This window comes from Proteocatella sphenisci DSM 23131 (genome assembly GCF_000423525.1).
Lineage (GTDB): Bacteria > Bacillota > Clostridia > Peptostreptococcales > Filifactoraceae > Proteocatella > Proteocatella sphenisci.
Genome location: NZ_KE384028.1, coordinates 34,649 through 58,781 on the forward strand (window position 1 = coordinate 34,649; position 24,133 = coordinate 58,781).

Below are 24,133 nucleotides of genomic sequence, written 5' to 3' on the forward strand. Positions count from 1 at the left end.
ATACAGGAGAGTGTATATGAAATATATAGTGGCATTAGATCAGGGAACGACAAGCTCCCGCGCGATAATATTTGACAAGGATCAAAACACTATCGCCTCAAGTCAGAAAGAATTTACCCAGATTTATCCCAAAGAGGGGTGGGTAGAGCATGATCCGATGGAAATTTGGGCGACGCAGTACGGCGTGCTCCAGGAGGCTATGGCAAAAAAAAGCATAAGACCAGAAGACATAGCGGCCATAGGGATAACCAACCAGAGAGAGACTACCATAATCTGGGACAAAAACACTGGAAAACCGGTTTACAACGCCATAGTATGGCAATGCAGGCGAACTGCATCCATCTGCGACAATCTCAAAGAAACAGACGGATTTGAAGACTACGTAAAGCAAAATACAGGACTTGTGGTAGATGCTTATTTTTCTGCGACCAAAATCAAATGGATACTCGACAATGTCGAGGGCGCAAGAGAAAAAGCTGACAGAGGTGATCTGCTGTTTGGTACAGTAGATACCTGGCTTGTATGGAAGCTTACAAACAAAGAAGTATTTGTGACAGACTATACAAACGCTTCAAGAACGATGCTCTTCAACATAAAAAGCTTAAAATGGGATGAAGAAATACTAAGCGTTTTGGATATACCTTTGTCCATGCTTCCAGAAGTAAAAAACTCATCTGAGATTTATGGATACGCCAGCCTTGGACAGGAAGGGCGGAGCGTTCCGGTTGCTGGAATAGCAGGAGATCAGCAGGCAGCACTTTTTGGACAGGCATGTTTTGAAAAAGGGGAAGCAAAAAATACCTATGGAACAGGATGTTTTATCCTGATGAACACAGGTGATAAATTTGTAAAAAGCAGCAACGGGCTGCTTACCACCATAGCCATAGGAATAGATGACAAGGTGACATATGCACTCGAAGGCTCTGTGTTTGTAGCAGGAGCAGTAGTGCAGTGGCTAAGAGATGAGCTCAGACTGATAGACAATGCCTCAGAAACAGAATACTATGCAAACAGTGTACCCGACTCTGGAGGCGTTTATCTGGTTCCTGCCTTTGTAGGTCTTGGAGCTCCCTACTGGGATATGTATGCAAGAGGTACAATCACAGGAATAACAAGGGGCACAGGTAAAAGCCACATAATAAGGGCGGCGCTGGAGTCCATAGCCTATCAGACAAGAGACGTCCTTGATGCCATGATGCAAGATACTGGTATAAACCTCAAAGCGCTTAAGGTAGACGGAGGAGCATCAAAAAACAACTTTCTTATGCAATTTCAAGCAGACATTTTGGGAAAAGAAGTGGACAGGCCTGTTGTGACTGAAACCACAGCCCTTGGAGCAGCATATCTTGCAGGCCTTGCTACAGGATTTTGGAAGAGCAAAGAAGAGATAGCAAAGAGCTGGTCTTTGGAGCGCAAATTCATCCAGTCTATGGAAATAGATGAAAGCGAAAAGAAATACACAAAGTGGAAAAAAGCAGTCACCAGGGCAACCCTGTGGGAAGAAGACTAAAGAGAAAACAGAAAACTAAAATATATAAATGGAGAATAGACTATGAAAAACGTAAAACTTACACAGATGACAAGGGCAGCCGGCTGAGCGGCAAAAATAGGGCCAAAGGATTTGGCCAGTGTACTGACAGTAATACCAAAGATAAAACATGAAAACCTGCTTGTAGGACTTGAAACATCAGACGATGCAGCCGTATACAAGGTATCAGAGGACAAGGCTATAATACTGACTCTGGATTTTTTTACCCCAGTAGTAGATGATCCGTATACATTTGGAAAGATTGCAGCAGCAAATTCACTTTCTGACATATATGCTATGGGAGGAGAGCCTACAGTAGCCATGAACATAGTGTGCTTCCCCCAGTGCGAAGATATGGGAATCCTCAGAGAAATTCTAAGAGGTGGATCAGACAAAGTAACAGAGTCAGGCGCAATACTTGTGGGAGGACATACTGTTGATGATATGGAGCCTAAATACGGGCTTTCAGTGACAGGAGAAGTCCACCCAGACAAGGTAAGGGCCAATTCACACGTAGAAGCAGGAGATGTGCTTATCCTTACAAAACCAATAGGTACAGGCATAATAAATACCGCTATAAAAGGTGAAATTGCAGACGATCAGGATTATGAAGAAGCGGTGATGGTTATGGAATACCTAAACAAATACCCTGCAGACGCCCTCAAGAATATAGATGTAAACGGAGTGACAGATGTAACTGGATTTGGGCTTCTTGGACATGTGCTTGAGATGGCAAAAGGCTCAGGCTGCACAATAGAAGTATACGCAGAATCAGTTCCCATGCTTAAACGTGCCAGAGAATACGCAAATATGGGTATAATACCAGCGGGAATGTACAAGAACCTGGAGTATATATCTCCAGATGTCAGCGTGCAAGAAGGAGTCAAACAAGACATACTCGACGTACTCTACGATCCACAGACCTCAGGCGGACTTTTAATCAGCATCCCTGAAGAAAGAGCAGAAGAACTTATAGAGGAACTCAAAAGATGCAAGGCGCTTTGCTATGAAATCATTGGAAGAGCCGTAGAAAAACAGGAAAAATTCGTTGTCGTAAAATAGAAAAGGAAACAGTTGAAAATGAAAAAACATCTATTAAGAGAATTGCCATCAGTAGACGTGATATCGAGAAACAGCGAAATAGAATCTTTGAGTCAAAATATCGACCAGGAGTATCTGACACAAATAATAAGAGAAGAAACTGCAAACATAAGAGCCCTTATTCTAAAAGGCGAATATCCGCATGACGATATAAATGTAGGAGAAATCATAGACAACATAAAAAACAGACTCACAAGTGATTTTGATTTTGGACTCAAAAAAGTAATAAACGCTACAGGAGTAGTCCTTCATACAAATCTTGGGCGCGCACCTATGTCACTTGCAATCAAAGAAAAATTTGAAAATATCCTCTATGGATACTGCAATCTTGAATACGATATAGAAAAAGGCGCAAGAGGCTCAAGGCATGACCATCTCAAAGAGCTTATACTAAAGCTTACCGGAGCAGAAGACGTAATAGTCGTTAACAACAATGCAGCGGCGGTTATGCTTGTACTTTCAACCATGTGCAGCGGCAAGGAAGTAATAGTATCAAGAGGAGAGCTTGTAGAGATAGGGGGCTCATTTAGAATACCAAAAGTAATGGAGCACAGCGGAGCATTTCTAAAAGAAGTAGGAAGCACCAACAAGACGCACCTAAATGACTACGCAGAAGAAATCAACGAAAATACAGCGGCGCTCATGAAGGTCCACACAAGCAACTTCAAGATGATGGGCTTTACAGAATCCGTATCCATAAAAGACCTTAAACCACTTGCAGACAGCCACAATATACCTATAATAGATGACCTTGGCAGCGGAGTATTTATAGACCTTAGAAAATACGGCCTTGAATATGAACCGACCATACTCGATTCCCTGGCTCAAGGATCAGACGTTGTTACCTTCAGCGGAGACAAACTGCTTGGCGGTCCTCAGTGCGGAGTTATAGTTGGAAAAGCAAAATATATAGCAATGATGAAAAAGAACAATCTTCTAAGAGCCTTAAGAGTAGACAAGATGACTATTTCAGCACTTGCTATGACGCTGAGCCTATATCTGGACAAAGAAAACCTTGAAAAAAACGTGCCAGTGCTGACCATGCTCTCACAAGAACAATGTCAGCTTAAGGAAAAAGCACAGAGACTCCTTGAGATGACAGATCTTAAAAATGCAAAGGCAGATGTAAGGGTCGAAACTTCAAAATCACAGGTAGGAGGGGGCTCGCTTCCTGCCCAGTATATGGATTCATATTCCATAGCAGTCAGCCCAGGTGCAATCTCGGTAAACGAGCTTGAACAGAAGATGAGACTTACAGAGCCGCACATAGTAGGCAGGATATCAAACGAAACCTACTATCTGGATGTGAGGACCATATTTGAAGAAGAACTCTCAATCGTAAGCACAAAACTCTCAGAAATATTAAAATAAACTTGAAAGGGATTAATATGAAACACATAATAGTAGGTACAGCAGGTCACATAGACCATGGAAAGACCACGCTTATAAGAGCCCTGACAGGAATAAATACAGACAGGCTTGAAGAAGAACAAAAAAGAGGGATATCCATAGATCTTGGATTCTCACACTTTGACATATCACCAGAAGAAAGAATAGGCATAATAGACGTGCCAGGCCACGAGAAGTTTCTCAAGAACATGCTTGCAGGAGTAGCAGGTATGGACCTTGTAATGCTTGTAGTTTCAGCAGACGAGGGCGTAATGCCTCAGACCAAAGAGCATCTTGATATACTCGATCTTATAGGGCTCAAAAAAGGCATCATAGTAGTAACTAAAATAGATAAAGTAGAAGAAGACTTTTTGAGCCTTGTAGAAGACGATATAAGGATGTCAGTACAAGGCACCTTCCTTCAAGATGCTCCATGTGTTTTTGTAGACTCCATATCACGAAAAGGCCTTGATGAACTTGTAGAGACAATAAAGACAGTAAGTTCAGAGGTAGAAGGAAGAGATGAAAAAGCGCCGGTAAGGATGTATATAGACCGTATATTCAGTGTAAAAGGCTTTGGAAGCGTGGTTACAGGAACGCTTGTAGAAGGGACTATAAAACCTGATGATGAACTTATAATATACCCCAAAGAGATGAAAGCCAAGGTAAGAGGAGTACAGGTTCACTCCAAACCAGCAAAGGCAGCATATGCAGGCCAAAGAGTAGCCATAAATCTTTCCAACGTCGAAAAAGACAAGATTGAAAGAGGAGACATACTTTCAGCGCCAAACTCCATGAGCCCTACCATGATGATAGACTGCAAGATAAGAGTAGTAAAAGGAGCGAGCAAAGATATAGAGCACTGGGACAGAATTAGGCTTTATCACGGCGCAAGAGAGATTCTTGGAAGAATAGTACCTCTTGAAAAAAGTGTCATAAAAAGAGGCGAAGAAGGATATGTGCAGATAAGGCTCGAAGAAAAACTTGCGTGCAAGGCGCTGGATAAAATAATCATAAGGATATATTCGCCAATGGAGACAATCGGAGGAGGAGTAATTCTTGACGCCAATCCAAAGAAACACTCGAGCGCAGATACAGGACTTGTACAAGCATTTCATATAAAAGAAGAAGGATCGCCAAAAGATATAATCGAAAACTTCCTGAGCTCAGTAAAAGACTTTGTGAGCATATCGGAGATAAATGAGAAACTGACACTGTCTACTGAACACATAAAAGCACAGATACAAGAGCTTGAACAAGAAGGCAGGGCAATGTTTATAGGCGCATATGCCATACACAACCAGAACTTTAAAAACATAGGAGAAAATGGAGAAAAAATACTGAGCCAGTATCATCAGCAGAATCCACTCAAGCAGGGAATGAGCAGAGAAGAATTTAAGTCAAGACTGAATCTCAAACTTAAACCCAAAGAATATGACGTATTCCTTGAAAAACTTAAAAAAATTAAAGATATAACAATAAACCAGACCATCATAAAGCTCAGCAGTTTTGAGATATTATACACTCCTCAAAAACAAAAGATAAAAGATTCTATTTTGAAACAACTAAGAGAAGAAAATATGACCCCGAGCCTTGTAAAGGATTATATTGATACAAAAGAAAAAGAAGAAGTAATAGAAGGACTACTTGAAGAACAGCTCATTGTCAGAGTGAGCGAAGACCTTATATATGACAAAAAAGTTATAGACAAGTTCCAGGAAGAGGTAATAGAAATTATAAAAGTGAACAACGGCATGACCATGAATGACTTCAGAGACAAATATGGTTTGAGCCGAAAGTTTACAATAGCTCTTCTTGATTATTTTGACAAAATCAAATTTACCAGAAGAGTTGGAGAAAAAAGACTCTTATTCTAAAAATAAATAATAAAAAAAGCTCCCAGACTATAAATTTGGGAGCTTTTGGCAGTTAAATATTTTGCACATCTCAAATATCTTCATCACACATTACCGTAATTCCAGACTCTTTCAAAAGCCTTGCAGTCATTCCCATGCCAGAAATCAGTCTTCCTTCAAAAGTTCCGTCATAAACTCTGTTAATCCCGCACGAGGGACTTTTTGATTTAAGGATAGCTATAGGGCAGTTAAATAGCCTTGCAAGTGCAAGAGTTTCCATGGCACCTTTTTTAAAATACTCAGTTACATCCTTGCCTTGGGAGTCAAGTATAAGTCCCTTGCAGATTTCTGCCGGATTTCTTGGAGTAGCCAGACCTCCAAGTTGTTCAGGACAAACAGGAATAAGGTTGTATCTGTTTTTTAGTTCAACTATTCTTTCATTTATATTGTTGCCTCCGGAATATTTGCAATTAAGACCAAGCAGACAGGCACTAACCAAAATGTTAACCAAAACTTTTCCTCTTTTCCATTATATGCATCGTTTAATAATATAATTATACAGTAAGCGTTAAAAAAAATAAAGGAAAAATTGTTTTATAAAAAATTTCTATGGGTATTATAAGTATATGCCATAAATAAATGCGCATTTAAATTTTAACAGGAGGTGGGGTAATGGCAGAAGAATTCAAGGCAGGTTGTCAGAGACCAAAACCAAAGGCTATAAAGCCCGAAGCAGTATCTGAAACAACAACCGCAAATGAACCATTCAGGGAGGAGCAGAGAATGATAAAAGTAGGAGCACCGGCACCAGATTTCGAATTACCGGCATATCACGAGGGAGTATTTAAGACGTTTTCACTATCAGAATTCAAGGGAAAATGGGTAGTTCTGTGTTTTTATCCAGGCGACTTTACATTTGTCTGAGCTACAGAAATAGCTGCAGTTGCAGACAAGATAGAAAAATTCAGGGAGCTTGGGGTAGAAGTTCTTTCAGTGAGCGTAGACAGTGTTTTCGTTCATAAGATGTGGAATGATCATGAAATCTCAAAAATGACAGACAAGGGAGTTACATTCCCTATGCTTTCAGATTCAGGCGGAGCAGTAGGAAAGATGTACGGCGTATATGATGAGGATGCCGGAGTTGAGATGCGAGGCAGATTTATCATAGATCCAGATGGAAACGTACAGGGATATGAAGTACTTACGCCTCCTGTAGGACGTAACGTAGAAGAGACGCTAAGGCAGATCAAGGCATTCCAGCTGGTTAGAAATGCAGGCGGAACCGAAGTGACACCTTCAGGCTGGCAGCCAGGAAAGAAAACTCTAAAGCCGGGACCAGGTCTTGTAGGAAACGTATGGAAAGAGTGGACAACAAAAGACGAATAGAAATTTGATATAGTATTATAGTATAGACTTATGGAGGGCGGAAGCCCTCCTTTTTTTGATTTTTTTTTAATAAATATAAAACACTTATCAGTAAATGTTATTAATAACTTGATTTTTTCCTTAAAATGTATTATCATATATTTAGAAACATGAATATAGTTTGACTCAATTGAAATAAAGTTGCTTATAAAAAACAGATTGACAGAAGAAAGGGAAGAAGCAAAGCTTCTTATTGGGAATTTTATGAACAATTCACTAAAAAAACAGCTCGGAATATATTTTGCAGTTATACTCGCGGCGATAATACTGGGAGGATCGATAGTCGTATACGGGATATATGACATTTACAGACTGAACAAAGAACAGAAAGTTCTCATGGAATCCAGCGTAACCACCCTCAAAAGCGCCACAGGGCACCTTGAATGGATAGACAATCTCAATATATCCATAAACACAGGCTCAGAGTTTACTGGAAAGCTCGATCCTTCAGCATGTCTGTTCGGACAATGGCTTGATTCTCAGGATATAGATCAGATTGAAAATGAAGAGATAAAGGCTCAGCTCATGAAAATAATACCTCTGCATGAGATGATACATCACAAAGGCGGGGATATAATAGAGCTTATTGAGACGGACCGAGAAGCTGCATACAGCATATATGTAGGGGAAATGGTTCCGACAGTTGACAGCATAGTAGAGAGCCTGAACTTGATATCTCAGGAATACGAGGGCATGGCATCACATTACGGCGAAAAACTTGAAAAAGATATTTTATGGACCATAGCAACCGCTGCAGGCGTGATAATTCTTATTCTGATAGCGGTTGCAGCAGTAGCACGAAAGATAACAAGAGAAGCCATAGATCCTGTCCTTGACGTGACAAATGCCATATTCGAACTTGAAAAAGGGAATCTCTCAATCGACATAAGCTCAGACAGGGAAAATGAATTCGGATACATGATAAACTCGCTCAGCAGAGCAGTGAAAAATATAGGAAGCTATGTAAAAGACATCGACAGCATCATGTCACAGATGGAGCAGGGCAATTTTGACGTAGAGCTTGACCGGGACTTCACAGGAGATTTTGCAGCTATAAAGAACTCCATAAACGGTTTTGCAGGCAACATATCACAGACTCTCAGCAATGTAAGCATGGCCTCTGAAAACGTGAACATGGGAGCGGGACAGGTATCGATGACATCTCAGATGGTAGCTTCAGGCACAAGCTCACAGACGGAGCTCGTGGATAATCTTATCGGCCTTACATCTGAAATATCTGCAGACGCCGAAAACAACAACAGCAGCCTGAGCCAGGCGGCAGTGCTTTTTGATGAGACCGTGCAGTTCATGGACAGGGGAAACCATGAGATGGCCAACCTTTCATCTGCGATGGACGAGATAAACGATACCTCACAAGAAATAAAGAAGATTGTTAAGACTATTGAAGAAATAGCGTTCCAGACCAATATACTCGCGCTCAATGCAGCTATTGAGGCGGCAAGGGCAGGCACCGCAGGAAAAGGATTCTCGGTAGTTGCGGACGAAGTCAGAAACCTCGCAGTCAAAACAGCAGAGGCGGTAAATATAACGGTCAGCCTGATAGAAAATTCGACCTCCGCAGCGGAGAAGGGCGATCATTACGCAAGATCCACGAGAGAGGTAATAGAGGAGATATCACAGAAAAGCGGCACCGTGCTTGAGACTATAAATCAGGTCGCAAAGGCATCTTCAAAACAGACCGAGGCAGTCAGCGAAATAAACAAAGACATCGAAGAAATCGCAGGCCTTATCCAGACTATGGCATCATCAAGCGAAGAGGCCGCTGCCACATCAGAGGAGCTTTCGACTCAGACTGACATACTCAACGACCTCATAGCCCAGTTCAGACTGAAGAACTGACTAGATTTCTTACAAAATCATTTACAGGAAAATCCCTTATGATATCAGGACGGTCAAACTGCTCTATGCGGCCCTTGTCCATGACCAATACCTTGTGTCCAAGCCTTAGAGCCTCCCTGATATCATGAGTTACAAAGAGAATGGTTATGCCCAGCTGTTTCTGGATCTTTATGATCTCTTCTTGGAGCACCTTTCTCGTTATTTCATCAACTGCTCCAAAAGGCTCGTCCATCAGCATTATGCCGGGACGGGCGGCGAGCGCTCTTGCAATCCCGATCCTCTGCTTCTGCCCTCCGCTAAGTTCGTCAGGGTATTTGCGGAGGATTTCTTTTTCAAGATCCAGCATGTATATAAGTTCCTCGACTCTCGCAGATATCTCCGCCTTTGGGGTTTTCAGGAGACTGGGAACATAAGCTATGTTCTCAAATATGGTCATGTGAGGGAAAAGGCCAATGCTCTGGATAACATATCCTATATGCCTTCGCAGCCTGTTCTGATCAAGCAGGCTTATATCCTGGTTATCCACATATATTTTTCCTTCATCGGGAGCAAGCAGGCCATTTACGAGTTTGAGCAAAGTGGTCTTTCCACAGCCTGAACTTCCAATGACAGTGACAAATTCGCCCTCGGGAATTTCTAAATTGAAATTCTTTAAAACTGTTTCATTCTCATATTTTTTTGTTACATTTTCCAATCTAATCATAGCGACTTCCATTTCTACATAAGGAGAAAATTATTCAATCAGTCCTTTTGAAACAAGGAATTCTCTGGCAACGGTCTTTTCATCAGCATTTTCACTCTCAACAAGATAATTCATCTTTGCCATCTCATCTTCATTTATAAGATTATCCATAAGCATCAAAACATCTCTTAGTTCTGGATGCATTTCAAGAGTGGTTTTTCTTACAACAGTCCCGCAGTAGTAGTTTTCATAAAAGGCTTTGTCATCTTCAAGCACTTTGACATCAGAAACGCTGAGTTGTCCGTCTGTTGTAAATATGTTCATGGCGTCAATCTGCTTTTTGTTTATGGCATCATACTTAAGGCCAATATCCAGGTCTACAGTTTTTTTGAAGTTAAATCCATACTCACTATCAAGCGCATCATAGCCATCTTCTCTTTCAAAGAAATCATATTCAGCGCCAAATGTAAGGTCTTTTGAGACTTTGGCCAGGTCAGAGTAAGTAGAAAGGTCAAACTCTTGTGCAATATCATTTCTTACAATAAGGCCATAGGTGTTATTAAAGCCGTAGAGTCCCAGCCATTCAAGGCCAAATTCGTCCTGGTAGTCCTTAACAAGTTCTTTGTAGAGTGTCTGGTCATCTGGAATGTCCGTTTTTTTAAGTACATAAAGCCATCCAGTACCAGTATATTCAGGGTACATATCAAATTCTCCGCTCAAGATAGCGGGTTGAATATTAGCAGTTCCTCCGCCGATTCCCTTGGTCAGTTCGACGCTGAGATCTGTTTTATCTTCAATCAGCATTGCCAGCATTTCCCCAAGTATAAACTGTTCTGTCATGGGTTTTGTGGCTATTTTAATTACATTGTCTTTATTTTTTTGGGATATGGACATGAATGCAAACACAGATGTAACAATAAGAGCTACAAGCACAAGCGATATAATCACAGCCGGTTTACCAATTCCTTTTTTGTTTAAAATATTATTTTTCATGTGATTCTCCTTTCAAAGTAAGCAAAAATGCCGTCTGTTACAATTGCGATCAAGGCAATTAGCAAGCTTCCTGCAATTGTAAGGGTGGAATTGTTGGTAGTAATCCCCCTGTATATGGCAACTCCCAGACCTCCTGCTCCAATAAAAGAAGCTATACCGGCAAGTGAAATAGTCATGACAACCATGCTTCTCAGTCCGGTGAGTATTACAGGTATGGCAAGAGGCATTTTTATCTTGTAGAGGATTTCAAAATCTGTACTGCCCATTCCTTTGGCGGCTTCAAGAACGTCTTTGTCAATGGTTCTGATGCCAGTGTAGGTATTTCTCACCATAGGAAGCAGGGCATATATGGTCAGTGCTATTATAGCCGTGGTATTGCCTATGCCTGAAACGGGGATTAAAAATCCTAACATTGAAATAGCTGGGATTGTATAGATCACACTTGTAAATCCGAGCACAAATGGGGATAGACTCTTTTTTTCGCTTATCAAAATGCCAAGAAAGAGACCTAATATTCCTGCAATGAGTATAGATATAGAAGATATGCCCAAGTGTTCTATAATTAATTCTATAAAAAAATTTCTTCTTTCAAATATCAGATTTGCAACATCAGCTATCATTTAGAATCCACCGCCTTAGTCAAATGTTCAAAAAAGTATTCACACTATTAATATATTTTACCCATTAATAGGTAAAATTCCACGCAGTTCAAATAAATTTCTATTTGAATTACGTGGAATCAATTTAAAGAGAGGTTTCTTGTTTTTAATTTACTATAAATTCAGCGCGGCTTCCGCTTGCGGTAGTGCTTACCTCAAGCCTTGCTTCTATTCTTTCTTTCAGCTCTGGAACGTGAGATATAATCCCCACCATTCGTCCATCACTTTGGAGCTCAACCAGGGCTTCTATTGCTTTATCAAGCGATTCAGGGTCCAGTGTTCCAAATCCTTCATCTATAAACATCGTATCGAGCTGTATTCCACCTGCGTGGGATTGTACAATGTCAGCCAAGCCCAGCGCCATAGAAAGTGAAGCCTTAAAACTTTCACCGCCTGAAAGCGTCTTTACATCTCTGGCCTTGCCGGTGTAGTTGTCAAATACCTCGAGATCCAGACCGCTGCCTTTTCGGGCATCTCCGACTTCTTGTTTTCTACAAAGTTCAAATCTGCCAAGAGACATCCTGCTAAATCTCAGGTTTGCAGCTGCGATTATATCTTCGTAATAGGAGGCAAGTACATACCTCTCAAAACTCATCCTTGAAGAGTTATCGCCCTTTATAACCTTGGCCAGATCGCCCACAGTGCGGTATTCCGCCTCCAGTTTGAGCAGTTTTTGTGATTCACGTTCAAGTTCTTTTATGACATCTTTATTGTTCTCAACCCTTGAGTGGACATCCTTTATTTTGTTTTCAGTATCTGTCTGAATGTCCTTTATTTCAAGTTGCTTGAGTTTTACATCATCAAGGTCAGTCTTTTTAAGACCCTCAGTTTCTTCAAGAGACTTCTTATAGGCTGACTCTGCAAATCTTAGATTCTCTTTAAATTCCTGCACGAGTTTTTCGAGGCGATTTATCTCGGTCTTTTCTACAAGGTTTGAGCGGTATACATCCATGTCCGCAAAATCGGCTGTTTTAAGAGCATCTAAAAATCCAATGTAAGTATCATTGATTTCCACTTCAAGGGACTTGATTTCAGCCTTTATCGCAAGTATCTTACCATTTTCAGTATCGAGCTTTGCCTTCGCCGCCGTAAAAAACTCTTCAGCGGTTCGCATAAGATCTTCCATCTCAGTGATTTTTGCGTTCACCTGTTTTTCTTCAGTTTCAAGCTCGGATCCAGACCTTATGTTGCCTTCAAATTCTTTTTCTGTCGAACTGAGGTTTTCTTCTATTGCAGAGAGCCTTATCTCATCCTTACTTTTTTTGAGAAGAAGTTCTTCTTTATCGGTTTCAAGCTTCTTGTTCCCGGTTTCTGCATCTTCTTTCAGTTTCTTGATTTTGCCGCCTTCTTCTATTATTTTGGCGTTGGCATCAATTACAGTTTTTAGGTCTTTACCCTTTTTTACTATCTCATCTTTAAAATTAGAAGCTGGAATGAAAATCTCATCAATGCTTTCAAAATCACCGATATCGAGCAGTTCTTCAAGAAGGGGGAGGATACTGTTTTTCTTTGCAGAATTCAGATCATTCATGAGCTCTTTGGCTACTTCATAAGCACTGTCTCTTTTTACTCTGTGTTCGTCGCAGAGAGTTTTGGCAAGTTTAAGGGATTCCTCGCTTATATCAGCAGATTCAAGTGCTGCAGGGGAAGGGTGGTCCAGTGAACCACACACAGGACATGTCCCGCCATCAATAAGAGAAGCGGCAAGCAGGCCCGCCTGATTTCTTCTGAAGGCATCTTCTTTGGATTCATAATCCTTTTGCAGCTCCTTAAATTTTTCGTCGGCCTTTTTATAGTCAAGGGCTTTTTTACTGTGATCGGATAGAGTTTTGCTATACTGCTCAATAGATTTTGTCAGCTGCATAGCCTTTTTTGCACTTTCTCTGTAAGTACTAAGCTGAGCCCCATGACGTAAATTTTCGACATTCATTTCAGCTATATTTTCAAGTTTTTTGTCACATTCAATAATATTTTGAGCATTGGATTTCATAGTTAAAACTATCTGTGAAAGTGCTTCATCCGACGCCTTTAGTTGAGATTTCAGCTTTGTAGAACTGGCTTTTTTCTCCTCATAATCAGCAGTTTTTTCCTTTAGCTTAGCTAGTTTGTCCAGATTCTTAAGGAGTATTTGTTTTTCATTTTGGCGTTCTTTTTGTGTTTTAAGATTTTCTTCAGCCGATTTAAGCGATGCAAAAAGGCCTGTAGCTTTTTCTTCGCATAGATTCAGCTCGTCCGAGCTCTTGCCAAACCTTGTCTTTTTTTCAAGCCATTTTTCCTCAAAGGGCCAGACATCCTGTGCTTTTTTTGCAAGCGTTATTTGGGCGTTTTGTTTATCATTTTCTTCAGTCATAGAAAGCAGCTCCTGATATGCTTGATTATTTTTCTCAAGTTCAAGAAGTTTTTTATTTATTTCCTCACCTTTTATTATCTCGGCGGCTATGGAATCATACTGATTTTTTATATCTTCAAGGCGCTTGTCCAGCAGGTCTCTTGATTTTTTATCTGCATCCAGATGAGAATTAAAGCTTCTCAGCAGAGGCTCTGTTGCGGGCATTTCCGTAGACATAAGCTTGCTGAGCTCTTCGTCTTCACTGGAGGGCCTGAACCTTTTTATAATACTCTTTTTCGAGAGAGAAGCGTCTTCTATAGTGCGTTTGAGAGTGTTTGATCTGTCCACTATGCTTTTTTGAATCTTTTCAAAAGCCTCAGTGCCAAATATCTTCCTGAATATTGCTTCCTTTTCCTTGCTGTCAGCACTAAGCAGCCTCTTGAATTCACCCTGAGGTATCATCACCAGCTGCTTGAACTGGCTTGAATTTATACCAAGTATATTTTCTACCTCACCAGTAACTTCGCTGTATCCCGTGATTATTTTGTCATCAGTCAAAAACTTCATTTCAGCAGAAGCCGATGTCTTAGTAGTTCCTTCGCCGCGTTTTTTAGGTCTTTCATATTGAGGAGATCGCTTTACATAATAATCTTTTTCCCTCAGTGAAAAATATAGCTCCACCCAGGTGTCAGTTTCAGGAGTAGCGAAATCACTCCTCAGAGATTTTCCGTCACGTTCACTTCCGCTTGCATTTCCAAAAAGCGCAAAATTAATGGCATCAAATATAGTAGTCTTGCCAGCGCCGGTATTTCCCGATATTACAAACATAGTCCTGTCTCCAAGATGATACTCAAAATCCAGCTCCTGAGTCTGAGCGTATGGTCCAAACCCACTAATTACAAGTTTTTTCAGCTTCATATGTCCAGATCCTCCTCAATTTTTTCAACAAGAGTGCGTATTATATCGATGCCTTCTGGCAGACATTTTTCTCCAGTAACATCTTCATAAAACGACTCAAACAGATCGAGCTTGGATTTTTGGCGAACACTTACAGAAGACCCAATCAAGCTGGAAGGATTTCTCATACGGTCCTTTCTGACAAGCTCCATTGCATTAGGGTAAACGCTCCTGAGTTTTGCCATAGGGTCCAGCAGTTCACCCGTGTCAGTCAGTATAGCCTTAATATAGTCTTCTCTGCCGTCCTTTTCCTTAAGCGCCGCAGCAATCAGCTCATCGAGCTCACCTGTTATCACCCTAAAATCTCTCTTTAGAGAAAACGGTATAAAACTAGAAGTGACATTTCCTTTTTCCATAATCTCAACTACAGTTATACCTTTTTTTTGCCTTGCTTCAGAAAAAGAATATTTTATAAGAGAGCCCGAGTATCTGATGTTTTCGCTGCCAGATTTTTGAGGACCATGCAGATGGCCAAGCGCAGTATAATCAAATATACCAAAATGAGAAGCAGATATATGATCAGTGCCCCCAATAGAAAGCGGTTTTTCAGATTCACTTGTTTCAAGAACCAGCTCATCCTCACCGTCTGCACCCATAGAAGTAATAAATCCGTGAGCCAAAGCAACGTTTCTTTCAGATTTATTTATATCATTTGAAACAGATTCAACAATAGCTTTCATAGCCATGTCATGAGTACGTATGGAAACATCACCAAATACTTCTCTTACAAGAGCAGGATCAGCAAAAGGAACAGGATAAAAATGCACAGGCCCAAATTCATCAGCAAGACTTATTTTGGAGACGGATTTTTTAAGAACACCCGCTATGTAGAGGTCACTGTCCTTAAGAAGCGTGCTCGCAAAACCAATTCTTTCACCGCTGTCATGATTTCCCGAAATAGCTACCACAGGAGTTTTAAGTTCCTTTATAATCTTGTAAAGCATGGAGTTTAAAAGTTCAACCGCCTGAACAGGAGGAACAGACCGATCATAAAGATCCCCGGCAAATAATATTACGTCAGGTTTTTCATTTTCGATATGAATGTAGAGTTGCTCAATCACGTGAGCCTGGTCCTCTATCATCGAAAATCCATTCACCATCTTCCCCAGATGCAGGTCGCTAAGATGAAATATTTTCAAAAAAACACGCCCTTTCTATATAAAGACACATAAAAATGTCAATTAAATCAAATACTGATTTTAAGTATATATCTTGCAAAAACCATTGTCAAGCGAGCTTATTCAGTCAGTTGCAACCACCAGTTGACAAATTATCAAGTCAAAATGCTAGTACGCAACCACAAAAGAGGGTAATATATATATAAAAGGAGTGAAAAATATGATACTTGCGGATAAAATTATACTTTTAAGAAAGAAAAATGCCTGGTCTCAAGAAGAACTCGCCGAGAAACTAAATGTATCAAGACAGTCAATATCAAAATGGGAAGGAGCACAGTCAATTCCTGCAATGGATAAAATACTTCAACTCAGCGAGATATTTGGAGTAACCACAGATTTTCTTCTCAAAGACAGCATAGAGCATGAAGAATACACAGAGACTCAGCTTAACGAAGACAGATCCCAGCCAAGGCACATATCCATGGAAGAGGCAAATCGTTTTCTGGAAATAAAGAAAAACAGCGCTCCATCCATCGCCCTTGGAGTCGCAATGTGCATCATGGCGCCGACCGTGCTGTTTCTGATAACAAACAGCTATGTGTCAGGACTGCTCTCCATAAGCGAAAAAAGCGCCGTCTCCGCTTCAATGACGATATTTTTTCTTATCATAGCTTCAGCGGTAGTAATATTTATAAAGACAGGAAACCTCACCCAGGACTATGAATATCTGAGGACAGAACCTATAGAGACAGAATATGGCGTTACAGGAATGGTAAAGGCCAAAAGAGAAGCCTTCAAGGAGACTTACGGAAAGAACAACATAATAGGGATCACGCTCTGCATCCTTTCAGCGCTTCCGATAATAGTGACATCGCTCAACACGGAAAATGACCTCTATATTTCTATAGGGCTCAGTATAACCCTTCTGATGGTAGCAGTTGGAGTGTATCACATGGTGCTTTCAGGGACGATATGGTCAAGCTACAAAATGCTCCTTCAGGAAGAGGAATTTACTCCGGAAGGCAAGGAAAAAGCCAAAGCCTTTGGAAGCGTTGCCGGCATATACTGGCTGCTCGCTACAGCAATCTACCTTTTCATGAGTTTCTATTCAAATGCCTGGGACAGGACCTGGATCATCTGGCCAGTTGCAGGAGTGCTTTTTGCAGCAGTTTCTTTAATATTTAATTGCAAAAAAACCAAATGAGCCCTATAATTATTGTAGGGGGAACTAAATATGGCAAAAAAACCGAATCAGAAGCTAAAGCTGATCTATATTGCAAAAATTTTACTTGAGCAAACAGACGAAGAAAATGCTCTGACTGTGAGTGAAATACAGGCAGAGCTTGCAAACTATGGGGTATCAGCAGAAAGAAAAACCGTATACAGCGACATTGAAATGCTCAAAATGGTAGGAATAGACATAGCCGCTCGCAAGTCCAGGACTACCCAGTATTTTGTAGCGAGTCGGCCTTTCGAACTGGCAGAGCTCAAACTGCTTGTCGATGCAGTCCAGTGCTCCAAATTTATAACACACAAAAAAAGCAGAGAGCTGATAATAAAGCTCGAAAAGCTTGCAGGAAGAGAACAGGCAAAACAGCTCAGGCGTCAGGTATATATAGACAGCAGAGTAAAAACCGTAAACGAAAGTATCTATTATAATGTAGATACATTGCACAGCGCAATCGCAAACGATAAGAAAGTAACATTCAAGTATTTCGACTATAATACAAACAAAGAAAAGATATACCGCAAAAATAAACATACATATAACGAAAGCCCTTACGGAATGCTCTGGGAAGATGATAAATATTATCTCGTGACCTACAGTAACAAATATGGGAACTTCGTGCATTACAGAGTCGATAGAATGAAAGACATAGAACTTACAAGTGAAAAGAGAAATCCGCTCCCACCGAGCATGCAGTTTGATATGGCCCAGTATTCAAACAAAATGTTTAGCATGCACTCAGGGGAAGAACACATAGTAAGGCTGAAATGCAAAAACTCACTTGTAAATGCTATAATAGATAAATTTGGCAATGATATAGAAATGGAAAAGCTAGATGAAGAAAACTTTTGCATAACACCAAAGCTGCAGGTGAGCACGAATTTTTTTGCATGGCTGTTCAAATTCGGATCAGATATAAAAATAATATCACCAGAAGATACAGCTGCAAACTACAGAGAATACATAAAAAAAGTGCTGAGCGAGTACGAATAAAGTTGTCACTGTCCGTTTTATTGGACTCTTGATTTGATATAATGAAAGAGAACTAATAAATCAGTGGGGTATTATAAAAAATATAGCCTAAAAAATCAAGCTGTCTGTCAGGGGGTAATTGGCAGGCAGCTTGGTTTTTGTGTATGTAATAGTTATTTGAAAAGATTTATTTTAATAGGGTATGGAGGAGAATCATGGAATGTGAAGGTAGTACTGGCAAATTAAATATCTAAAAATTACGAGTTTGAAAAAGAGATTCGTAAATCTAGTGGAAGAAAAGAGTTATCCTGTCCAGACAAAGATTGTCAGCATCCTGTACTTCGCTATTGTAATGGTGAAATATATTATCAAGTATATACATTTAACCGAGTGTATTTTGTTTAAATAAAACAGTCACTGTCCGTTTTATTGGACACAGTATGTGTTATGATTATCTTATATATTAGTACCTCGAATATGAACATGGAAGGAGTATTTATGGAAAATTTTAAAAACTTGTATCCAATAAACAAAACACTTCGATTTGAATTAAGACCCTATGGAAAAACATTGGAAAATTTTAAAAAATCCGGACTTTTAGAAAAAGATGCCTTTAAGGCAAATAGTAGACGAAGTATGCAAGCTATAATCGATGAAAAATTCAAAGAGACTATCGAAGAACGCTTAAAGTACACTGAATTCAGTGAATGTGATCTTGGAAACATGACATCAAAAGATAAAAAAATAACTGATAAAGCAGCTACAAATTTAAAAAAGCAAGTTATCTTATCTTTTGACGATGAAATATTTAATAATTACCTAAAACCTGATAAAAATATTGACGCATTATTTAAAAATGATCCTTCAAATCCTGTAATCTCTACATTTAAAGGTTTTACGACATATTTTGTGAATTTTTTTGAAATTCGAAAACATATTTTCAAGGGAGAATCATCAGGCTCAATGGCATACCGAATTATAGATGAAAACCTGACAACATACTTGAATAATATTGAAAAAATAAAAAAACTGCCAGAAGAATTAAAATCACAGCTAGAAGGCATTGATCAGATTGATAAACTTAATAATTATAATGAGTTCATTACACAGTCAGGTATAACACACTATAATGAAATCATCGGCGGTATATCAAAATCAGAGAATGTCAAAATACAGGGAATTAATGAAGGAATTAATCTATACTGTCAGAAGAACAAAGTTAAACTTCCTCGACTGACTCCGCTATACAAAATGATATTATCAGACAGAGTTTCCAACTCTTTTGTATTAGACACTATTGAAAATGACACAGAATTAATTGAAATGATAAGTGATTTGATTAATAAGACTGAGATTTCGCAAGATGTTATAATGTCAGATATTCAAAATATTTTCATAAAATACAAACAACTTGGTAATTTGCCGGGTATCTCATATTCTTCAATAGTTAATGCTATTTGCTCGGATTATGACAACAATTTCGGAGATGGGAAGCGAAAAAAATCTTACGAAAATGATCGCAAAAAGCATTTGGAGACTAATGTATACTCCATAAATTATATTTCTGAATTGCTTACAGATACCGATGTTTCATCAAATATCAAGATGAGATATAAAGAGCTTGAGCAAAATTATCAGGTTTGCAAAGAAAATTTTAATGCCACAAACTGGATGAATATTAAAAATATAAAACAATCTGAAAAAACAAACCTTATTAAAGATTTGTTAGATATACTTAAATCGATTCAACGTTTCTATGATTTGTTTGATATTGTTGACGAAGATAAAAATCCAAGTGCTGAATTTTATACCTGGTTATCAAAAAATGCTGAAAAGCTTGACTTTGAATTCAATTCTGTATATAACAAGTCACGAAACTATCTCACCAGGAAACAATACTCTGATAAAAAAATCAAGCTGAATTTTGATTCTCCAACATTGGCCAAAGGGTGGGATGCTAACAAAGAAATAGATAACTCCACGATTATAATGCGTAAATTTAATAATGACAGAGGCGATTATGATTACTTCCTTGGCATATGGAATAAATCCACACCTGCAAATGAAAAAATAATCCCACTGGAGGATAATGGATTATTCGAAAAAATGCAATATAAGCTGTATCCAGATCCTAGTAAGATGTTACCGAAACAATTTCTATCAAAAATATGGAAGGCAAAGCATCCTACGACACCTGAATTTGATAAAAAATATAAAGAGGGAAGACATAAAAAAGGTCCTGATTTCGAAAAAGAATTCCTGCATGAATTGATTGATTGCTTCAAACATGGTCTTGTTAATCACGATGAAAAATATCAGGATGTTTTTGGCTTCAATCTCCGTAACACTGAAGATTATAATTCATATACAGAGTTTCTCGAAGATGTGGAAAGATGCAATTACAATCTTTCATTTAACAAAATTGCTGATACTTCAAACCTTATTAATGATGGGAAATTGTATGTATTTCAGATATGGTCAAAAGACTTTTCTATTGATTCAAAAGGTACTAAAAACTTGAATACAATCTATTTTGAATCACTATTTTCAGAAGAAAACATGATAGAAAAAATGTTCAAGCTTTCTGGAGAGGCTGAGATATTCTATCGACCAGCATCGTTGAATTATTGTGAAGATATCATAAAAAAAGGTCATCACCATGCAGAATTAAAAGATAAGTTTGACTATCCTATAATAAAAGATAAGCGATATTCACAAGATAAGTTTTTCTTTCATGTGCCAATGGTTATAAATTATAAATCTGAGAAACTGAATTCCAAAAGCCTTAACAACCGAACAAATGAAAACCTGGGACAGTTTACACATATTATAGGTATAGACAGGGGCGAGCGGCACTTGATTTATTTAACTGTTGTTGATGTTTCCACTGGTGAAATCGTTGAACAGAAACATCTGGACGAAATTATCAATACTGATACCAAGGGAGTTGAACACAAAACCCATTATTTGAATAAATTGGAAGAAAAATCTAAAACAAGAGATAACGAGCGTAAATCATGGGAAGCTATTGAAACTATCAAAGAATTAAAAGAAGGCTATATTTCTCATGTAATTAATGAAATACAAAAGCTGCAAGAAAAATATAATGCCTTAATCGTAATGGAAAATCTTAACTATGGGTTCAAAAACTCACGAATCAAAGTTGAAAAACAGGTTTATCAAAAATTCGAGACAGCATTGATTAAAAAGTTCAATTATATTATTGATAAAAAAGATCCAGAAACCTATATACATGGTTACCAGCTTACAAATCCTATTACCACTCTGGATAAGATTGGAAATCAATCTGGAATAGTGCTGTATATTCCTGCGTGGAATACTTCTAAGATAGATCCCGTCACAGGATTTGTAAACCTTCTGTACGCAGATGATTTGAAGTATAAAAATCAGGAGCAGGCCAAATCATTCATTCAGAAAATAGACAACATATATTTTGAAAATGGAGAGTTTAAATTTGATATTGATTTTTCCAAATGGAATAATCGCTACTCAATAAGTAAAACTAAATGGACGTTAACAAGTTATGGGACTCGCATCCAGACATTTAGAAATCCCCAGAAAAACAATAAGTGGGATTCTGCTGAATATGATTTGACAGAAGAGTTTAAATTAATTTTAAATATAGACGGAACGTTAAAGTCACAGGACGTAGAAACATACAAAAAATTCATGTCTTTATTTAAACTAATGCTACAGCTTCGAAACTCTGTTACAGGAACCGACATTGATTATATGATCTCTCCTGTCACTGATAAAACAGGAACACATTTCGATTCAAGAGAAAATATTAAAAATCTTCCTGCCGATGCAGATGCCAATGGTGCCTACAACATTGCGCGCAAAGGAATAATGGCTATTGAAAATATAATGAACGGTATAAGCGATCCACTAAAAATAAGCAACGAAGACTATTTAAAGTATATTCAGAATCAACAGGAATAATACTTATTCATTCACTGAACTTTGCACATATAATTTTAAAGTGCAAAGTTCAGTGAACAAGTAATTTTTCGGAAGCTGAAAGAAAGGAAAATTTTCCCAGATGGAGCAATTAATAAGAATTTCAAACCTGAATGATTTTATTTTTTGTCCTGCAAGCATATATTACCATGGGATGTACGAAGAATTAGACCGTTCTGTTTATCAGGAGATAGACCAGATACGTGGGACGTTTGTTCATGAATCAGTTGACAAATCTACATACTCAACTCGAAAAGACATCTTGCAGGGTATTGAAGTTTTTTCAGAAATATATCAAATCATCGGGAAAATTGATATATTTGACAAAAAAACAAGGACATTAACGGAGCGTAAAAACAAAATCACAACTATATACGATGGATATGTCTTCCAACTTTATGCTCAGTATTTTTGCATGATTGAACAGGGGTTTAATGTAAAATATCTAAGGCTGTATTCATATTCAGATAATAAATCTTATTCTATCAAATTGCCTGAAGACGACTTTGAAATGTTCCAGAAATTCAATAATTTGACAATCAATATTGCAAATTTTGATTTAATAAATTTTCGACAAGAAAACAGAGAAAAGTGCAATAGATGCATCTATGCGCCGCTTTGTGTTAATGGGGGAGAAATATAATGTTAAGTGAACCAAACTTTGCAGCAAGAAAAATTGTAATGATTCATGCAAATCAAGGCGAAAAAATGACTTTTTCAAACGATAATCTTGTAATTAAAAATAAAGCGGGTAAGATAATATTACAATACACCTGCCACAGGATTTTTATTATATATATTGTTGGTGGTTTTTCAGTTACAACTGGTTTAATTGAACGTGGGCGAAGATTTGGGATATCATTTGTTTTTTTAACGGGGGGTTATAAATTTTATGAGAGCATCCCATATAAATCCAGAGGGAATACTATGCTTGTAAGACGTCAGTATAATACTGATATTGATTTTGAAATATCACAAATCATCGTGAAAAACAAAATTCTTAATCAAAAGAAAGCCTTACAATCGCTGCGAAACAATAATGACGGAGTCGAGTTGTTAAATAATAGTATATTAAAATTGAATGAACCAATCAGAAATCTGTCTACTTTGATGGGTATTGAGGGAACCGCAGCAAAAGTATATTTCAATCGAATATTTAACATTGTAGATTGGAAAGGCCGACAACCTCGTGTTAAAAGAGATATCACAAATTTGCTATTGGATATAGGCTATACGGTATTATTCAATTATATTGATGCATTAGTTTCAATGTATGGTTTCGACACATATAAAGGAAATCTACATCAGGAATTCTATAATCGAAAATCTTTAATTTGTGATTTAGTTGAACCGTTTAGAATAATTATTGATTGTAAAATTCGTAAAATGTATAATCTCAGGCAAATATCAGAAGAGAACTTCATTTGTCAAAAAGGCAGGTATATGGTCAATTATCAGAGCAGTATAAACTATGGTACGGAGTTTGCTAGAGAAATTAACAGACATAGCATTTGTATATTTAGATATATCCAAGGCTATTATAGGTGGTTTATGACAAGTGATGATATTAACAAGATGCCGATTGTTGAGGTGATAAAAAATGATATTGATTAGCTATGATATTTCAAGCAATAAAATCCGTACAAGATTTAATAAATATATCCGTAAATATGGGCATATGTTGCAATATTCTGTATATGAAATTTCAAATAGCGAAGGTATGCTTGATAAAATCATGTGGGATATAGAACATCGATGGGAAACCATATTTGATGAAAGTGATTCTGTTATCATAATAAAAACTAGCAAAAGTTGCAACATCACAAAATTTGGATATGCAAAGCATGATGAAGATGATATAATTGTAATATAAAATAGGTTTCATAGTCAGGTTGCAAACCAGGGTCTTAATATGAAAATGGAAGGGCAAATTATGCACAAATTATGTAAAAACAGTAAAAACAATACATTTTTAATGCTAATTAACAAAAATACTTCCCTAAAAAATTCGATTGGGGTCTAAGAGACCCTTAAAATTTCTACTGTTGTAGATGA

The 24,133-nt window shown here is 38.2% G+C and carries 18 protein-coding genes; 12 read left to right on the plus strand and 6 right to left on the minus strand.

Features of this window, described 5'->3' with window-relative positions:
* The first annotated feature begins 16 nt into the window (after positions 1–16).
* The 4 genes from glpK to selB are packed head-to-tail and all read left to right on the plus strand — an operon-like array spanning position 17 to position 5,895.
* Positions 17–1,510: a glycerol kinase GlpK gene (gene glpK / locus G558_RS0111285; protein WP_028830227.1), complete on the plus strand. Its 1,494-nt coding sequence runs from the start codon at positions 17–19 to the stop codon at positions 1,508–1,510.
* A 42-nt stretch (positions 1,511–1,552) separates the two neighbouring features.
* Positions 1,553–2,590: a selenide, water dikinase SelD gene (selD, locus tag G558_RS0111290; protein ID WP_084502894.1), complete on the plus strand. Its 1,038-nt coding sequence runs from the start codon at positions 1,553–1,555 to the stop codon at positions 2,588–2,590.
* Positions 2,591–2,608: 18 nt separating this feature from the next.
* Positions 2,609–4,000: an L-seryl-tRNA(Sec) selenium transferase gene (selA, locus tag G558_RS0111295; RefSeq protein WP_207636223.1), complete on the plus strand. Its 1,392-nt coding sequence runs from the start codon at positions 2,609–2,611 to the stop codon at positions 3,998–4,000.
* Positions 4,001–4,017: 17 nt separating this feature from the next.
* The gene (gene selB / locus G558_RS0111300; RefSeq protein WP_028830230.1) at positions 4,018–5,895 is read left to right on the plus strand and encodes a selenocysteine-specific translation elongation factor; all 1,878 of its coding nucleotides are present in this window, start codon (positions 4,018–4,020) and stop codon (positions 5,893–5,895) included.
* A 70-nt stretch (positions 5,896–5,965) separates the two neighbouring features.
* Here selB and G558_RS0111305 read toward each other — a convergent pair whose 3' ends face one another.
* A complete protein-coding gene (locus G558_RS0111305) occupies positions 5,966–6,385 on the minus strand; it encodes a DUF523 domain-containing protein (protein ID WP_028830231.1) in 420 nt (139 codons plus the stop codon).
* A gap of 161 nt (positions 6,386–6,546) precedes the next feature.
* Between G558_RS0111305 and prxU the strand changes: the two genes are divergently transcribed.
* Positions 6,547–7,260, plus strand: a complete 714-nt coding sequence (gene prxU / locus G558_RS14395; RefSeq protein ID WP_242825240.1) for a thioredoxin-dependent peroxiredoxin — start codon at positions 6,547–6,549, stop codon at positions 7,258–7,260.
* Between the two features lie 243 nt (positions 7,261–7,503).
* A complete protein-coding gene (locus G558_RS0111320; protein WP_156888564.1) occupies positions 7,504–9,159 on the plus strand; it encodes a methyl-accepting chemotaxis protein in 1,656 nt (551 codons plus the stop codon).
* Here G558_RS0111320 and G558_RS0111325 read toward each other — a convergent pair.
* The 5 genes from G558_RS0111325 to G558_RS0111340 all read right to left on the minus strand — a co-directional run bounded on the left by G558_RS0111325 (position 9,143) and on the right by G558_RS0111340 (position 15,918).
* On the minus strand, positions 9,143–9,862 hold the full coding sequence (locus G558_RS0111325) for an ABC transporter ATP-binding protein (RefSeq protein WP_242825241.1): 720 nt from the start codon (positions 9,860–9,862) through the stop codon (positions 9,143–9,145). The two genes, G558_RS0111320 and G558_RS0111325, sit on opposite strands and share 17 nt — an antisense overlap.
* A 30-nt stretch (positions 9,863–9,892) precedes the next feature.
* Positions 9,893–10,834 carry a glycine betaine ABC transporter substrate-binding protein gene (locus G558_RS14135; RefSeq protein WP_169337726.1) on the minus strand — a complete coding sequence of 314 codons (942 nt, stop codon included), beginning with the start codon at positions 10,832–10,834 and terminating at the stop codon, positions 9,893–9,895.
* Positions 10,831–11,454, minus strand: a complete 624-nt coding sequence (locus G558_RS14140; RefSeq protein ID WP_169337727.1) for an ABC transporter permease — start codon at positions 11,452–11,454, stop codon at positions 10,831–10,833. The genes G558_RS14135 and G558_RS14140 overlap by 4 nt, the downstream gene beginning before the upstream one ends.
* Positions 11,455–11,599: 145 nt before the next feature.
* Entirely contained in the window at positions 11,600–14,740 is a 3,141-nt protein-coding gene (locus G558_RS0111335) for an AAA family ATPase (protein WP_028830236.1), read from the minus strand.
* Complete coding sequence (locus G558_RS0111340; protein ID WP_028830237.1) at positions 14,737–15,918, minus strand: exonuclease SbcCD subunit D; 1,182 nt, start codon at positions 15,916–15,918, stop codon at positions 14,737–14,739. The genes G558_RS0111335 and G558_RS0111340 overlap by 4 nt, the downstream gene beginning before the upstream one ends.
* Before the next feature lie 199 nt (positions 15,919–16,117).
* Between G558_RS0111340 and G558_RS0111345 the strand changes: the two genes are divergently transcribed.
* From G558_RS0111345 to cas2, 6 genes are all read left to right on the plus strand, one after another.
* On the plus strand, positions 16,118–17,101 hold the full coding sequence (locus G558_RS0111345) for a helix-turn-helix domain-containing protein (RefSeq protein WP_028830238.1): 984 nt from the start codon (positions 16,118–16,120) through the stop codon (positions 17,099–17,101).
* Positions 17,102–17,131: 30 nt separating this feature from the next.
* A complete protein-coding gene (locus tag G558_RS0111350) occupies positions 17,132–18,118 on the plus strand; it encodes a helix-turn-helix transcriptional regulator (RefSeq protein ID WP_028830239.1) in 987 nt (328 codons plus the stop codon).
* 477 nt (positions 18,119–18,595) lie between these two features.
* Positions 18,596–22,060, plus strand: a complete 3,465-nt coding sequence (cas12a, locus tag G558_RS0111355) for a type V CRISPR-associated protein Cas12a/Cpf1 (protein ID WP_028830240.1) — start codon at positions 18,596–18,598, stop codon at positions 22,058–22,060.
* A 100-nt stretch (positions 22,061–22,160) separates the two neighbouring features.
* Positions 22,161–22,721, plus strand: a complete 561-nt coding sequence (gene cas4, locus G558_RS13195) for a type V CRISPR-associated protein Cas4 (protein WP_036931942.1) — start codon at positions 22,161–22,163, stop codon at positions 22,719–22,721.
* Positions 22,721–23,692, plus strand: a complete 972-nt coding sequence (gene cas1, locus G558_RS0111365; RefSeq protein ID WP_028830241.1) for a type V CRISPR-associated endonuclease Cas1 — start codon at positions 22,721–22,723, stop codon at positions 23,690–23,692. The genes cas4 and cas1 overlap by 1 nt, the downstream gene beginning before the upstream one ends.
* A complete protein-coding gene (cas2, locus tag G558_RS0111370; protein WP_028830242.1) occupies positions 23,679–23,951 on the plus strand; it encodes a CRISPR-associated endonuclease Cas2 in 273 nt (90 codons plus the stop codon). The genes cas1 and cas2 overlap by 14 nt, the downstream gene beginning before the upstream one ends.
* Positions 23,952–24,133 lie beyond the last annotated feature (182 nt).

Coding starts and splice junctions, on each gene's coding strand:
- glpK (WP_028830227.1), top strand. CDS start 17: ATGAAATATATAGTGGCATTAGATCAGGGAACGACAAGCTCCCGCGCG.
- selA (WP_207636223.1), top strand. CDS start 2,609: ATGAAAAAACATCTATTAAGAGAATTGCCATCAGTAGACGTGATATCG.
- selB (WP_028830230.1), top strand. CDS start 4,018: ATGAAACACATAATAGTAGGTACAGCAGGTCACATAGACCATGGAAAG.
- G558_RS0111320 (WP_156888564.1), top strand. CDS start 7,504: ATGAACAATTCACTAAAAAAACAGCTCGGAATATATTTTGCAGTTATA.
- G558_RS0111325 (WP_242825241.1), bottom strand. CDS start 9,862: ATGATTAGATTGGAAAATGTAACAAAAAAATATGAGAATGAAACAGTT.
- G558_RS14135 (WP_169337726.1), bottom strand. CDS start 10,834: ATGAAAAATAATATTTTAAACAAAAAAGGAATTGGTAAACCGGCTGTG.
- G558_RS14140 (WP_169337727.1), bottom strand. CDS start 11,454: ATGATAGCTGATGTTGCAAATCTGATATTTGAAAGAAGAAATTTTTTT.
- G558_RS0111335 (WP_028830236.1), bottom strand. CDS start 14,740: ATGAAGCTGAAAAAACTTGTAATTAGTGGGTTTGGACCATACGCTCAG.
- G558_RS0111345 (WP_028830238.1), top strand. CDS start 16,118: ATGATACTTGCGGATAAAATTATACTTTTAAGAAAGAAAAATGCCTGG.
- G558_RS0111350 (WP_028830239.1), top strand. CDS start 17,132: ATGGCAAAAAAACCGAATCAGAAGCTAAAGCTGATCTATATTGCAAAA.
- cas12a (WP_028830240.1), top strand. CDS start 18,596: ATGGAAAATTTTAAAAACTTGTATCCAATAAACAAAACACTTCGATTT.
- cas4 (WP_036931942.1), top strand. CDS start 22,161: ATGGAGCAATTAATAAGAATTTCAAACCTGAATGATTTTATTTTTTGT.
- cas1 (WP_028830241.1), top strand. CDS start 22,721: ATGTTAAGTGAACCAAACTTTGCAGCAAGAAAAATTGTAATGATTCAT.
- cas2 (WP_028830242.1), top strand. CDS start 23,679: ATGATATTGATTAGCTATGATATTTCAAGCAATAAAATCCGTACAAGA.